The sequence below is a fragment of the Ruegeria sp. YTSA226 genome (assembly GCF_059609905.1).
Window position 1 is genome coordinate 364,664 of the sequence record NZ_JBXWMQ010000003.1, and the last position, 13,120, is coordinate 377,783.

At 58.4% G+C, this 13,120-nt stretch carries 12 protein-coding genes; 6 read left to right on the top strand and 6 right to left on the bottom strand.

Translation table 11 applies throughout. The features are described 5' to 3' along the window. Window positions 1-3: 3 nt before the first annotated feature. The 6 genes from AC2FFF_RS06835 to AC2FFF_RS06860 all read right to left on the bottom strand — a co-directional run bounded on the left by AC2FFF_RS06835 (window position 4) and on the right by AC2FFF_RS06860 (window position 6,408). On the bottom strand, window positions 4-552 hold the full coding sequence (locus AC2FFF_RS06835) for a cytochrome c oxidase subunit 3 (RefSeq protein WP_281972614.1): 549 nt from the start codon (window positions 550-552) through the stop codon (window positions 4-6). Next, the gene (locus tag AC2FFF_RS06840; protein WP_281972615.1) at window positions 549-2,471 is read right to left on the bottom strand and encodes a nitric oxide reductase activation protein NorD; all 1,923 of its coding nucleotides are present in this window, start codon (window positions 2,469-2,471) and stop codon (window positions 549-551) included. The genes AC2FFF_RS06835 and AC2FFF_RS06840 overlap by 4 nt, the downstream gene beginning before the upstream one ends. Window positions 2,472-2,480: 9 nt before the next feature. Continuing rightward, the gene (locus AC2FFF_RS06845) at window positions 2,481-3,296 is read right to left on the bottom strand and encodes a CbbQ/NirQ/NorQ/GpvN family protein (RefSeq protein WP_142635255.1); all 816 of its coding nucleotides are present in this window, start codon (window positions 3,294-3,296) and stop codon (window positions 2,481-2,483) included. Next, a complete protein-coding gene (locus tag AC2FFF_RS06850; protein ID WP_142635253.1) occupies window positions 3,296-4,663 on the bottom strand; it encodes a cbb3-type cytochrome c oxidase subunit I in 1,368 nt (455 codons plus the stop codon). The genes AC2FFF_RS06845 and AC2FFF_RS06850 overlap by 1 nt, the downstream gene beginning before the upstream one ends. Window positions 4,664-4,678: 15 nt before the next feature. Then, entirely contained in the window at window positions 4,679-5,128 is a 450-nt protein-coding gene (locus tag AC2FFF_RS06855; RefSeq protein WP_142635251.1) for a c-type cytochrome, read from the bottom strand. Window positions 5,129-5,226: 98 nt separating this feature from the next. Beyond that, entirely contained in the window at window positions 5,227-6,408 is a 1,182-nt protein-coding gene (locus AC2FFF_RS06860; RefSeq protein WP_281972616.1) for an NnrS family protein, read from the bottom strand. A gap of 230 nt (window positions 6,409-6,638) precedes the next feature. Here AC2FFF_RS06860 and AC2FFF_RS06865 point away from each other — a divergent pair, with 230 nt between their 5' ends. From AC2FFF_RS06865 to AC2FFF_RS06890, 6 genes are all read left to right on the top strand, one after another. Further along, window positions 6,639-8,315: a cytochrome D1 domain-containing protein gene (locus AC2FFF_RS06865; protein ID WP_271948614.1), complete on the top strand. Its 1,677-nt coding sequence runs from the start codon at window positions 6,639-6,641 to the stop codon at window positions 8,313-8,315. Between the two features lie 123 nt (window positions 8,316-8,438). Beyond that, window positions 8,439-10,223, top strand: coding sequence for a NapC/NirT family cytochrome c (locus AC2FFF_RS06870; RefSeq protein WP_496882898.1), 1,785 nt, complete (start codon window positions 8,439-8,441; stop codon window positions 10,221-10,223). 53 nt (window positions 10,224-10,276) lie between these two features. Then, window positions 10,277-10,684, top strand: a complete 408-nt coding sequence (locus AC2FFF_RS06875; RefSeq protein ID WP_496706112.1) for a cupredoxin domain-containing protein — start codon at window positions 10,277-10,279, stop codon at window positions 10,682-10,684. Window positions 10,685-10,873: 189 nt separating this feature from the next. Beyond that, the gene (gene cobA / locus AC2FFF_RS06880; RefSeq protein WP_496882899.1) at window positions 10,874-11,635 is read left to right on the top strand and encodes a uroporphyrinogen-III C-methyltransferase; all 762 of its coding nucleotides are present in this window, start codon (window positions 10,874-10,876) and stop codon (window positions 11,633-11,635) included. Further along, entirely contained in the window at window positions 11,628-11,978 is a 351-nt protein-coding gene (locus tag AC2FFF_RS06885) for a c-type cytochrome (RefSeq protein WP_246097173.1), read from the top strand. The genes cobA and AC2FFF_RS06885 overlap by 8 nt, the downstream gene beginning before the upstream one ends. Further along, window positions 11,975-13,120 (top strand): cytochrome D1 domain-containing protein, encoded by a 1,146-nt coding sequence (locus AC2FFF_RS06890; RefSeq protein ID WP_142635237.1) that lies wholly within the window; start codon window positions 11,975-11,977, stop codon window positions 13,118-13,120. Before AC2FFF_RS06885 ends, AC2FFF_RS06890 begins: the two co-directional genes overlap by 4 nt.

The following is a 13,120-nucleotide window of genomic DNA, read 5'->3' on the forward strand; positions in this document are numbered from 1 at the left end:
CCGTCATCCCAACAGGTAGATCACGGGGAACAGCATGATCCAGACGAGATCGACCATGTGCCAAAACTGGGCGCCGGCCTCGATGTTGCGGGGATTGTCCCGCCAGGCGACCAACAGCAGGATAACAACCCCAGCCAACACATGTGCCGCGTGGAAGCCGGTGAGCAGATAGTAGAACAGGAAGAACGGATGGGTCTCGTAGGTAATTCCTTGTGCAGCCTTGTCCGCGTATTCCACGCCTTTGATAATCAGGAATACAACGCCCAGCGCGGCAGCTGCGATTAACGCCAGGCGGGCAGCAGTCCGACGCGCAATCTGCCGCCAATGCAAGGCTTGCGCGGCCAGATAGCCGGAGGTGACCAGAACCGCAGTGTTCAGCGCGGCTCCGGTGCGGTGCAGATGCGATTGCGCCTCGGCAAAGCCCGCCGGATCGGTCAGGCGCACGCCCATGAAAGCGATCAGGCCCGCACCAAAGACCAGCAGTTCCGAAATGATCAGAACCCACATCAGTAATTCGCCGGGCAACTCGTCGATAAGGGACGCGTCGCTCATGCGCCGACCAGTTGGCGGTAGATTTGCGGCAGCGCCATGGTCAGGCGATGCGGGTCCGGGATGACGGCAAAGCCGCCCTGCCCGAACATCCGCGGGAACCAGCTTTTACCTGTCTTGTCGATGGTGACGCCAAAGACCGATTGCCCGGCTCGGCGCGCCTCGCGCACGGCCATGTGGGTGTCTTCGATTCCGTGGCGGCCTTCGTAGTGGTCAAGATCATTGGGTTTGCCATCGGTGATCACCAGTAACAATCGGCGCTTACGCGTTTGGGTGGCCAGATCGGCCGAGCAATGGCGGATCGCGGCACCCAGCCTTGTATAGTGCCCCGGGCGTAACGATGCGATGCGCTGTTCAACCTGGCTGCCCATCACCTCATCAAACCGTTTGCAGCGTTGCACATAGACCCGCTGTCGTTTCAGTGAACTGAAGGCGTGAATGGCGAAATCGTCACCACAGGCGTTCAGTCCCCAGGCCAGCGCTGCCAGCGCCTCGCGTTCGATGTCGATCACGGCGCGGCCAGTCACGGCACTTTCGGTCGAGCGGCTGACATCCAGCAGGATAGATACCGCCAGATCGCGTGCCTCGGGGCGGGATTGTTGCCAGATGCGTTCGGTACCTTCACCGTTTGCACAGCGGTCAACCTGCGCCCGAACGGCGGCCTCGATATCCAGCTGATCGCCGTCCAGATGGCCTCGGGTCATCACGCGGCCCGGGCGCAGCGCTTCGAACTGGCGTTTGACGGCGCGGATACGGCGGGCGGTGGCGGGGTCTTTTCCAAACTCGGCGGCATCCTCACGAATATCGGCGTCCGAGGTTAGAACGTTGACGTGATCAGGCAGATATTGCCCGGTGCGCACGTCCCATTCCGGATAGAGAATACGGCCCGACAGACGTTCGCGATTCACATCCTCGGGTGCCAGGTCCAGATGCAATTTCAGCTTGGTCGGTGGCGCCTTGGAAATCTGGCCCAAACCGATCTCATCCTGATCATCGGCGGCCTTTTTGGCATTGTCGGGATCATCGTCATCAATGCGACGGTTGATGTTCAGAAACTCGGCCCAGCTGAGGATCGCCTCGAATTTATGAAGGATAAAACTGTCACTGCGTTCAGCCTGGTCGGATTTGCGCCGCCGGGCACGGTGGGTTTTCTCACCCGATTCCTCGGGCGGGCCTTCGGTATCGGGGTTTTCGACATCGTTATGCTCTGAAAAACCAACAGCGCGTAATTCCGGCCACAGAGGGACAGGGCGGAAATGTTGATATCCGCGTGGGGCAGTCAGGTCATCGTCAAATGACATGAATTGCCTGGCCTTCGGGGATAAAGGCGCGGGGTCGCCCAGCCGATGGCGGATCAGTTCTTCAACCGCTGTTTCCACAGGCGGGAGGCCGAATTTGTTGCGGTCATGCAGAACACCTTTGCAAAGCTCAGTGTAAAGCGGTCGCAAGCCGGGGGCGTTGTCCAAGGTTGCATTAACCATCGTTTGTGCAGCGCTCAGCGCGTGCAGATCGGCGCGCAACGGATCACCTTCGACGATCCGGGTTCCCGCATGGGCCGCTGCGGCGGCCAGCCAAACATACAGCGCTCCGTTCGCCTCGCGCGCGGGAAACACCGCCAGACGGTCCGGGAGGCGCAGCACTTCGCCATCGAACGAAGCGCGCGGCATCAGTTCAACTTCGGTACCCAACCGACGGCGCCAGCTTAGGCGATGGTGTGAAACCTCGTGCGAGACCGGGCGCAATTCAACGCCCGGGCTGCCCCCAAGCCCGCGAAAAAGGACTGCCAGCCGCCCCGCGACCTCAGAAAGGTCGACCGCGGCTCCAACATGCACCTGGGGTGCATCGAGACGGCTGGCAAGGGAGTGCCACAGTTTCCCGATCGTTTCTTCGGGTTCCCATGGCTCAAAATCGATCCTGACCATCGGCCGGCCTCACCCAAAGACAGCCGTGACAAGATCGAGGAGCCCGCGTTTGATGTCCTCGTCATCTGTCAGAGGTTCGATCATGGCGGCAAGGATCGCGCGGTCGGTGGACATGCCCTGCGCAATCAGCGTGGCGGCATAGACGACCAGACGGGTGGAAACGCCCTCTTCAAGATCCTGCCCCCTGAGCCCGCGCAGTTTACCTGCCAAGCGGATCAGCGGCTTGCAGCGTTCCAGCGCCAGCCCGCTTTCCTTAGCGACGACCTTTGCCTCCATCTCGGGCGACGGAAAGTCGAACTCCAGTGAGATGAACCGCTGCCGGGTTGAGGGTTTCAGGGTTTTCAGGATATTCTGATATCCCGGGTTATATGAGGCGACCAGCATGAAACCAGACGCGGCCACAAGCTCCTCACCGGTGCGGTCGATCGGCAGGATGCGCCTGTCGTCAGTCAGCGGGTGCAGCACGACGGTCACGTCCTTGCGCGCCTCGACCACTTCATCCAGATAGCAGATCGCGCCTTCGCGCACCGCGCGAGTCAGTGGCCCATCGACCCAGATCGTTTCCCCGCCTTTCAGCAGGTAGCGCCCGATCAGGTCCGCAGCGGCAAGGTCATCGTGACAGGCCACTGTGTAAAGCGGGCGGCCAAGGCTGGCGGCCATATGCGCCACAAACCGGGTCTTGCCGCAACCTGTCGGGCCTTTCAGCAGGACCGGCAGGTTGTTGGTATAGGCAGCAGCGAACACGTCACATTCATCACCCTGTGGCAGGTAGAAGGGGGCGTCAGCCGCCCCCGTTCTCAGTTTCATGGAGCCATCCATATCCATCACTCCGCTGGGGTTTCGGCCGCGCCGGATTCAATGATCTCTTTCCGGGGAACCCAGATCGAGTAGATGAACAGCAGCGCACCCAAGACCACGACGATGCCAGAACCAAGGCGCATCCAATAGAAGATCGCGACCTGATCCTGCACATCCATGAAGTAGTCTCCGACCACCCGCTGCATGTGCGTCTGCACTGTTCCAGCAAAGGTCAGCACAAAGGTCATGAAAACCATACCGCTGGACATCAGCCAGAAGCTGCCCATGTTCAGAACCTGATTATAAGGATCGCGGTTCTTCAGGATCGGCATTGCATAGCTGAAGATTGCCAGGTTGAGGCAGACATACGCACCATAGAACGCCAAGTGACCGTGAGCCGCAGTGATCTGCGTACCGTGGGTATAGTAGTTCACCCCGTGCAGCGTGTGCAGGAAGCCCCAGACACCGGCACCGAAGAAGGCCAATGTGGCACAGCCCAGCGACCACAGCAGCGCCGCTTTGTTCGGGTGGTCCCGACGGCCCTTCCAGACCATCACAAAGGCAAAGGCCATCATCGCAAAGAAGGGGATCACTTCGAGGCTTGAGAAGATCGAGCCGATCCACTGCCAGTACCCTGGTGTGCCTATCCAATAGTAATGGTGACCTGTACCAAGGATACCCGAAAACAACGCGGCGGCAACAATGACATAGAGCCATTTCTCGACAACCTCACGGTCTACCCCAGTCAGCTTCAGCATCAGATAGGCCAGGATCGAGGCCATGATCAGTTCCCAGACACCTTCGACCCACAGGTGGACAACATACCACCAGTATTGCTTGTCCAAGGACAGGTTGCCCGGGTTGTAGAAGGCAAACAGGAACAGCAGCGCCAGACCCCAAAGACCCAGCAACAAGATGTTGGTGATCGCGGTCTTCTTGCCCTTCAGAACGGTCATCGACACGTTGTACAGGAAGATCAGTGCGGCCACGACGATGCCGGCCTTGACCCATTTGGGTTGCTCAAGGAACTCGCGCCCTTCTTTGCCCAGCAGCCAGTTGCCTTCAAACAGGTTGAACGTATAGGTCAAGACCACGCCCAGTGTACCGACCACCAGAATGATCAGCTGCAGATAGGCCAGCATGGGCGAATGGATCTCACGCTCGGCCTCTTCCGGGATCAGAAAATAGGCCGCACCAAAGAACCCGAGGATCAGCCACACGATCAGAGAGTTGGTGTGCAGCATCCGCACGATGTTGAACGGCAAAAGCTCGCTCAGGAAATTGGGTGATACATAGATAAAGCCGGCCAGAAGGCCGCCCAGAACCTGTATCGCGAATAGGGCCATTGCCACCGCAAAGTAGGCATAGGCGATTTTTTGGGATTCGTATTTCATTGCTCCGTTCCCTTCTCAGCCCGCCTCGTTGGGCGGCCAGTCCTGAGCGTCGATATTGTCCGTCCAGATCAAAAAGTTGGTCAGATCACGGATGTCTTCGTCGCTGAGGTTGAAATTGGGCATCTGACGACGACCGGGAATGTCTGTCGGCTGCGCCTCCATCCAGCCTTTGAGGGCTTCAAAGGCCGATTCCGGGTCGTCCAGCACGCCCCAACGTGTCATCACATTGCCAACCTCGGGTGCAAAGTATGCACCTTCGCCAAGGATGGTATGACAGTTGATGCAGGCGTGTTTTTCCCAGACGTGCTTGCCCCTGATCACACTTTCATCGAGCTTCGCTGCGTTCTCAGAGTTCACGATATACCAGTGAGAATGGGCCGACAGAGCCAGAAAGATGAGGATAAAGAACAGTGACCCGCCATAGAATATATTGCGTGCCATGCTCTTGGTCATGACTTCTCGCATTGCGCTCTCCTTTGCGCAGATTAGCTAGTCTGGCTAAAATGACGGGATGGGCACGGTATATCCTTAACGAAAGTCAAGACTTGCAAAAGGAAATGAAATCACGCTGACCGTTGCACCTTCGGACCCGTCAGCGCCGGCCACATCGCGATCAGGAAAAGCGCAAAGGCGCTGACCCACAACCCGTCCGACAGCAGCATCGCAACCATGTAACCTGCATTCAGATCTGCACCAATCCACCGCGACAGGGCCGCCACCGCCATCAGACCATAGGCCACCGCCATTGGGCCGGGTGCCACCAGCGCGCGACCACTGTGGCCAAGCGCGGCGCGGCTCATGACCGCCAGGGTCATGCCCCCGACGCATCCGATGCCCAGGATGTGAAGGGCAGCGATCTCGTTTCCGAAACCCAGCACTGACAGCCCCCAGAGGATCAGTCCCAGCGCCAGCATTGCAAGCCCAAGATACAGTGCCAATAGGATCGGCTCCCGCGCAGCCCAGCCCGCGCGCCAGCGGGCCATGCGCGAAACCTGCGCCACCCCTAGAACCAGCGCCATCGATCCAGCCACAGCATCTGACCCCAGCACCAGAACGATTGGCGGCAGGGTCAGGGCAACCGCCATCGCTGATTTATCCAGAATTGGCACAGATTTTGGCCAGTTCGCCTCGGGAACGCCCGCGCGTCTCATGGCGTTTCGGGTAAAGGCCGGGGTGATCCGTCCGCCAAGAATGGCAATCATCGCGCAGAGCGCCAGCAACCCCGCGCGCAGCCCGGTATGCAGTGTGTCATCTGTTATCCCCGTCCATTCAAGATGCGTGAACAGATCAGCAATCCAGATAAAGCTGAGCAACAGCAGAAAGAGCATGTTCTGAGGTTTCGGCCTCCGGATGAGCTGGGTTGCAATCTTGGCCGCCAGAATCGGTACAAAGGCCAGGTCGACCACCGCCACAAGCGCCGCAGGCAGCATCCCCGAAAACCACATCGCCATCCGACCAGCCAACCACAATCCGGCGGCCAACGTTATGAACTGCGCACGCGCATCTGGTGCGCCGGTCCAATTTGGCACTGCGGTCAGAAAGAACCCGCCCAGCGCGGCTGTTGCATAGCCGAAGATCATCTCATGCGCGTGCCACATGGGCGGGGCCATGCCATAATCCGGCACTGCATATGGCACCGTCAGCCACAGCCCCCAAACCACTCCGACAAAGAGGCCATAGAGGCCGGCGGACAGAAAGAATACACGAAACCCTTCACCAAACACGCGGGTGATGATTGCGGGCATGGCTGCTCTCCTTGGTGTTTTCCAAGCCCTAGCAAGCCGCCCGGCTGCGCGACTTAACAAAAATCAAACCGGCCGAAAAAGTGTGCCAAAGATACAGATTTTCCCAGCCGGAATTGACGTTTTTCCCTGCCCGCCACCTGAATTGCGTGGCTGGTGTTGACTTTCGTCAAGGAGCACCCTTGCGCGATGCCCCACGCTTGGACCGCCTCACCAGCAAATGGAGAGTGATCATGTCACTTGGAATCAGCTATACCAAAACGGGCCGCGTCTTCGGGGTCGGTTTGGCGATGTTGCTGGGCAGTGTCGCTGCACCAGCTTTCGCCGAAGAGCCAACTTTGAACGAAGAAGCGTTTGAAGCGTCCAAACAACTTTACTTTGAACAATGCGCGGGGTGCCACGGTGTCTTGCGTAAAGGCGCCACTGGCAAGAATCTTGAACCGCATTGGAAGAAAACCGCAGCTGACGGCGCCGTGACCGAAGGCGGCACACTTGCGCTTGGGCAAGAGCGGCTTGAGAAGATCATCGCCTGGGGCACCGAAGGCGGGATGAACAACTTCTCGGACATCATGTCCGAGCAGGAAATCAAAGACATGGCGACTTACATCATGATGGAGCCGCCCAAACCACCTGAAATGTCGCTGGACCAGATGATGGCGACCCGCAAGGTATATGTTGAAGAAGAGGACTACCCAACCGAGCCGATGCATGGTCGCAACTGGGAAAACTTCTTTGTTGTTATCGAGCGCGACGTCGGCAAAGTCGCTGTTATCGATGGCGACACCAAAGAGGTGCTGACACATATTCCGACCGGCTATGCGGTGCACGTTCTGAAAGCATCCGAACACCATTCGCTGGAAGAGCCGGAACAGCCCGGTCGCTTCTGGTACACCATGGGCCGCGACGGCAAGATGACCAAGATCGACCTCTGGCAGACGCCGGACAAGATGTTGGTTTCCGAAGTCAAGATCGCGTATGACGCGCGCGACGTTGCTGTTTCCGGCGATGGCAAATACGTCATCGGCGGGGGCTATTGGCCGCCGCACTTTGCAATCGTTGACGCCCAAACGATGGAGCCGGTCAAGGTTGTATCGACCCGCGGCGTGAACGTGGACGGGGACTATGTGGAAGAGGCTCGCGTGGCCGCTATCTACACAACTCCGAATGAGCCAACCTGGATCGTTGCCGTCAAAGAGCTGGGGCAACTGTGGCAAGTAGATTATACTGATCTAGACAATCTGCGGATCGACAAAATCGACAGCGCCAAGTTCCTGCATGACGGGTTCTTCGATCCGACGGGCCGGTATTTCCAGATCGCTGCAAACGCATCGAACAAGATGGTGGTTGTAGATACCGAGACCCACAAGCTTGAGGCGATGATCGACACGGCCGCGTTGCCGCATCCCGGTCCGGGCGCTAACTGGATTGACCCGAATTGCGGGCCGGTAGCTGGCACAACCCACCTTGGTGTCGGCACAGTGACGGTCTGGGGCAACGACCCCGAGAACCGCCCCGATGATGCCTGGAAGATCTGCTACGAAGTGGAAACAGACGGCCCGGGCCTGTTCGTCCGTACACATCCGGAATCGGACTATATTTGGGCTGACCAGACCAAACACCCGGAACCGGAAGTGCAGCAATCTGTGCAGGTCATCTCGAAAGAGACCGGCGAGATCGTGAAAACCATCCAGATCACCGAAGACGAAGGCAGCGCCGCTGTTCACTTTGAATTCAACGCGGATGGAACCGAGGTCTGGGTGTCCAAGTGGAACCTGTCGGATTCAAAAGAACCCAACGGTCAGATCGTGATCTTTGACGCCAAGACATTGGAAGAGATCGGTCGCATCGAAGGGCTGTACGCCCCGACCGGCAAGTTCAACGTCTACAACCGGTCGAACCACGTCACCTGACGGGTTTCGATCAACTCGGAGCAGGGCGGGCCCCTCGCCCGCCCTGTCCTTGTTTCATCCATCAGCCGAATGCGCAGGCCTGACACGCCGCGCCAGTCAACACAGCCAAAACGGAGCCCGGACATGACCTCCGATCCAGATAAGAAACCACCGATCTGGCGTCGGTATTTCCTGTGGGGAATGCCTGTGGCCGGTATTGCCGCTGCCTTTGCCGCCGGGATCGTCTTTTGGGGTGGGTTCAACACCGCCATGGAAGCAACCAACACCAAAGAGTTCTGTATCTCGTGCCATGAGATGCGCGATTTCGTCTATGAAGAATACACCGGGACCATCCACGATGTGAACCGATCGGGGGTCGGGGCGGTCTGTTCCGACTGTCACGTACCCAAGGACTGGACCCACAAGATGATCCGCAAGATCAAGGCGTCCAAAGAACTGTATGGCAAGGTGGTTGGCTCGATCAGTACACCCGAGAAGTTCGAAGCTAAGCGTATCCATCTGGCGATGAATGAATGGGAAAGGATGAAGGCCACAGATTCGCGCGAGTGCCGCAACTGCCACGACTTTGAATCGATGATGCCCGAGTTCCAGCGCCCCCGCGCGCGCCAGCAACATTTGAACGCAATGGAGACAGGCCAGACCTGTATCGACTGCCACAAAGGGATTGCGCATTCGAACATCCGCGACAGGGCCACAGATGAATATCTGGAACAGATTGAAGCCCCGAATCCTGATTTCATCCGTGCAATTCCGCCAGAATACCTGGCCAGTCTCGACCGTGTAGAAGCCAAGGAGGCGGCTGAGGCCGAAGCCGAAAAATCGGCCAAGACAGCACAACAAGAGGCGGTGCAAGCCCAGATCGCAGCCGCTGTGGACGCTGCAGTCGCCGAAGAACGCGCCAAATCAAGCGGTGAAGAATCTACAGCCCCGGCAGGCGGTGGCAGCGATATCGGAGGCGATATCGACTGGACCAGCATCGCAAGCGCGGATCTGAAGCTGTTTTATCCCGGTCAGGCTTCGTTTGAATGGGTTCAGAATGGCAAGTTCCACGGCGGCGCCCGGCCACTGACAAAAGGTGGCGACCAATGTTCGACTTGTCATGCCAAGGAATTGGACATGATTGGAAACAAGATCGTCGCAGGCGGCGAGCTGGAACCAACCCCGATCCCTGGAAAACGTGGTGTGATCGACGCAACTGTTCAGGCGGCCCATGATGCCGAAAACCTCTATATCCGCCTGCAATGGCCGGATGCAGGTCACAATCCTGCACCATTTGTGGATGGCGGGAAGATGGACCCGGACAACCAGATCAAGGTCGCCATGATGATCACCGGAACCGGGATCGAAATGGGGGAACAGGTGGGCTGCTGGGCCTCGTGCCACGCGGACAACACCTATATGCCGTTTGATCCGGGTGCAGATGCGATTGTCGCCAATGGCGATGTTGCAGGCCGCCTGGCCGCTCAGGACACTGTGACCAAATATATCAGCGAAAGCCGCACCGAGGTCGAAGTCAAAGGCCGGCGCGGGAAAGCTCTGGGTGGCTGGGACAAATTGCAGGCCGAAGCGCAGATCGCGCAATATCTGGATGACGGCACCTATCTGGATCTGATGCGCGTCTATGCTGATGGCAGCGCCAGCAACGGCTATCTTCTGGAACAGCGCATAGTCAATGATGGCGAAATCGCCGCCTCGGCCAACTTGTCGGGTGGTATTTGGACCGTCACGTTCTCGCGGCCCTTAAACTCGGGCGCACCGGGTGATGTGCCATTGGAACCGGGCAAGACCTATACGGTCGGCTTTGCAATCCACGATGACTTTGCCGCGGCACGATTCCACCACGTGACGCTGAACACAAGCTTCGCGCTGGACGACGACAGTGCCAATATCAACGTGGTCGGACAATGACTGATGGGGCCGGGTAAACCGGCCCCAATGTATTAGGTATGGAGACTTGGACGATGAAGATCCGCCTACTTCTTCCTGCATTTCTGGCTTTGGCGTCACCTGCGTTGGCCGCTGACGAAGACACAGCTGAGATCTGCGCCGAGGCAGAAACCCGCTACGTGGATCTGTTCGGTCAGCCGTCTTCAGATGTGGAAGATGCAGAGGTTGTGCTGATGTACAAATACAATTTCTGCCCAGCCCAACTGACGGTCAAAGCGGGGACCACAGTGCGTTGGGTGAACGTAGACAAACGCACCAGCCATAGCGTCCTGCTGAAAGATGGCAGCAAAGCCGAGAGTGACCGCCTGTTCCCCGAGGAATTTGTTGATCTGACATTTCTTGTTCCCGGCGCCCAGGATTACCTGTGCGGACCACATTGGGAGACACAGAACATGTTCGGAATGGTCACCGTAGAGCCCTGATAAGCGGCAGGCTGAAAGATGCGCGGGCGCAATTTCCGTGCTCCTTAACTTAAGTCAAGGAGGTCGGTTTACCTGTGCGCCAACTTGTTTCCATGACACGCCCGGTTCCCCCAGCAACGTCCCATATTCGCGCATGGAAACGACCAAAACACCGGGTTCCGAAGACATTCAGAACAAGCGAGTTTGCACATGAGCGGTAAGGTTTTTCTGATTGGTGCCGGCCCTGGTGATCCCGAACTGATCACCATGCGCGCCCTGCGTATGCTGCAGGAGGCGGACGTGGTGGTCTATGACCGCCTTGTTTCGGATGAAATTCTGGCCATGCACACCGAGGGCGCGCGGCTGATCGCCGTCGGCAAGGCCCCCAAGTGCCACACTGTTCCTCAGGATCGCATCAACGAAATCCTGCTGGAACACGCACGCGCAGGTCACGTTGTGGCCCGGCTGAAAGGCGGGGATCCGATGATCTTTGGTCGCGGCTCGGAAGAGGCCGCTTTTCTGATGGCACACGGTGTTACGGTCGAATACGCACCGGGCATCACGGCGGCACAAGGCGCATCCTGTTCGACCGGCGTGCCCCTGACCCATCGCGGACTGGCGACCTCGGTTCAATATGTCACCGGGCACAGGCAGTCCGACAAGGTTCTTGATCTGGATTGGAAACGGCTGGCGGACCCGGATACGACGCTGGTCGTCTATATGGGCGTGGCCAATATCGGCCAGATCGCCATCGGCTTGATGGCCGAGAACCTACCCGGATCCACCCCGGTCCTGGCTGTTGGGCAGGCCACCAGTGCCTCTGAACGCCGCCTTGTATCCCGACTGAACCAGATTGCCGCGGATGTGCGCAAGGCGGATCTGAAGGCCCCTACCTTATTCATTATCGGAAAGGTCGTTTCGCTTTATGCCAATCAGGCCCTGACCGAGATTTTGGAGCGGGCGCATGGGTAGCCTGGCGCATATGGACCGCAAGCAGCCGGGCTGGGCCGCGCATACTGTTCTGACTGCCGTCGTTCTGGTTGCCACTTCCGCACTGGCCGCTGACGCCATCGACCCAACCGCCCTGAAACGGTTGGTCCACCAGGATTGCGGCTCGTGCCACGGATTGTCCCTGAAAGGCGGGCTTGGTCCTGATCTGCGACCGGGAACTCTGGAACATTACGAGGCGGACGTCCTGACGGGGGTCATACTAGACGGCATCCCCGACACGGCTATGCCCCCCTGGCGCCCCCTGATCAGCGAAGAAGAGGCCGAATGGATCGCCCGATACCTGCTGGAACAGGAGGCAAAATGAAACAACTTGCCCTTGGCATCGTTGCCCTAATGATGATGACACCTGCCAATGCAGACCCCACCGCCACCGGAGATCTGGGCCTTGTGATCGAACGGGCAAAAGGGTCGGTCTTATTGGTGGACCAGTCGGACCGGGCCGCATTGGCACGGATCGAAGGGTTGGGCGATCTGTCCCACGCCTCCCTGGTCTATTCACCCGACGAACGCTTTGCCTATGTTTTTGGCCGCGATGGCGGGCTGACCAAGGTTGATATAGTGACCCGTCAGATTGCAAATCGGGTCGTGCAGGCTGGCAATGCCATTGGCGGCGCGATTTCGGATGACGGCCAACTGGTTGCGGTGTCGAACTATGAGCCGGGTGGCGTACGCGTGTTCGACGCGGATACGCTGGAACTGGTTGCCGACATTCCCACCGACAGCAAAACCATAGGTCTTGTCGATGCGCCGGGCCGTCGGTTCGTGTTTTCCATGTGGGACACGGGCGAGACCTGGATTGCTGATTTCGCAAATGGCGCGCCCGAGATCACCAAGATCACCGATATGGGTAAGAACCCCTATGACGCGCTGATCACCGCCAATGGTCGCACTTATATCACCGGTCTGTTTGGCGAGGACGGGCTGACCGCGCTGGACCTATGGGCAGACAATCCAAAACCGATCCGCGTGCTTCCGGGCTATGGGCGCGGACAGGAAGAGATGCCGGTATACAAGATGCCTCATCTTGAGGGCTGGGCACTGACGGATCGCGAATTTGTCCTGCCCGCGGTCGGCCACCATGAGGTTCTTTGGATTGACGCCGAAACCTTGACAGAAACAGGCCGCACCCAAACCCATGGTCAGCCGGTCTTTGCCATGGCGCGCCCGGATGGGCGACAGGTCTGGGTGAATTTTGCCCATCCATTGAACGATACAATTCAGGTCATCGACAGCGTCAGCAAACAGGTCATCCACGAATTCTCTCCGGGCCCTGCCGTCCTGCATATGGAGTTCACGGCACGCGGGCATGAGGTCTGGATCAGTGTCCGCGACGCCAACAAGGTCGTGGTCTACGACACGCATAGCTTTGAAAAGCTGCGCGAGATCGCGGCGGACAGCCCCTCGGGTATCTTTTTCACCGCCCGCGCGCACAGAACAGGGTTGTAA

Coding starts and splice junctions, on each gene's coding strand:
- AC2FFF_RS06835 (WP_281972614.1), bottom strand. CDS start 552: ATGAGCGACGCGTCCCTTATCGACGAGTTGCCCGGCGAATTACTGATG.
- AC2FFF_RS06840 (WP_281972615.1), bottom strand. CDS start 2,471: ATGGTCAGGATCGATTTTGAGCCATGGGAACCCGAAGAAACGATCGGG.
- AC2FFF_RS06845 (WP_142635255.1), bottom strand. CDS start 3,296: ATGGATATGGATGGCTCCATGAAACTGAGAACGGGGGCGGCTGACGCC.
- AC2FFF_RS06850 (WP_142635253.1), bottom strand. CDS start 4,663: ATGAAATACGAATCCCAAAAAATCGCCTATGCCTACTTTGCGGTGGCA.
- AC2FFF_RS06855 (WP_142635251.1), bottom strand. CDS start 5,128: ATGCGAGAAGTCATGACCAAGAGCATGGCACGCAATATATTCTATGGC.
- AC2FFF_RS06860 (WP_281972616.1), bottom strand. CDS start 6,408: ATGCCCGCAATCATCACCCGCGTGTTTGGTGAAGGGTTTCGTGTATTC.
- AC2FFF_RS06865 (WP_271948614.1), top strand. CDS start 6,639: ATGTCACTTGGAATCAGCTATACCAAAACGGGCCGCGTCTTCGGGGTC.
- AC2FFF_RS06870 (WP_496882898.1), top strand. CDS start 8,439: ATGACCTCCGATCCAGATAAGAAACCACCGATCTGGCGTCGGTATTTC.
- AC2FFF_RS06875 (WP_496706112.1), top strand. CDS start 10,277: ATGAAGATCCGCCTACTTCTTCCTGCATTTCTGGCTTTGGCGTCACCT.
- cobA (WP_496882899.1), top strand. CDS start 10,874: ATGAGCGGTAAGGTTTTTCTGATTGGTGCCGGCCCTGGTGATCCCGAA.
- AC2FFF_RS06885 (WP_246097173.1), top strand. CDS start 11,628: ATGGGTAGCCTGGCGCATATGGACCGCAAGCAGCCGGGCTGGGCCGCG.
- AC2FFF_RS06890 (WP_142635237.1), top strand. CDS start 11,975: ATGAAACAACTTGCCCTTGGCATCGTTGCCCTAATGATGATGACACCT.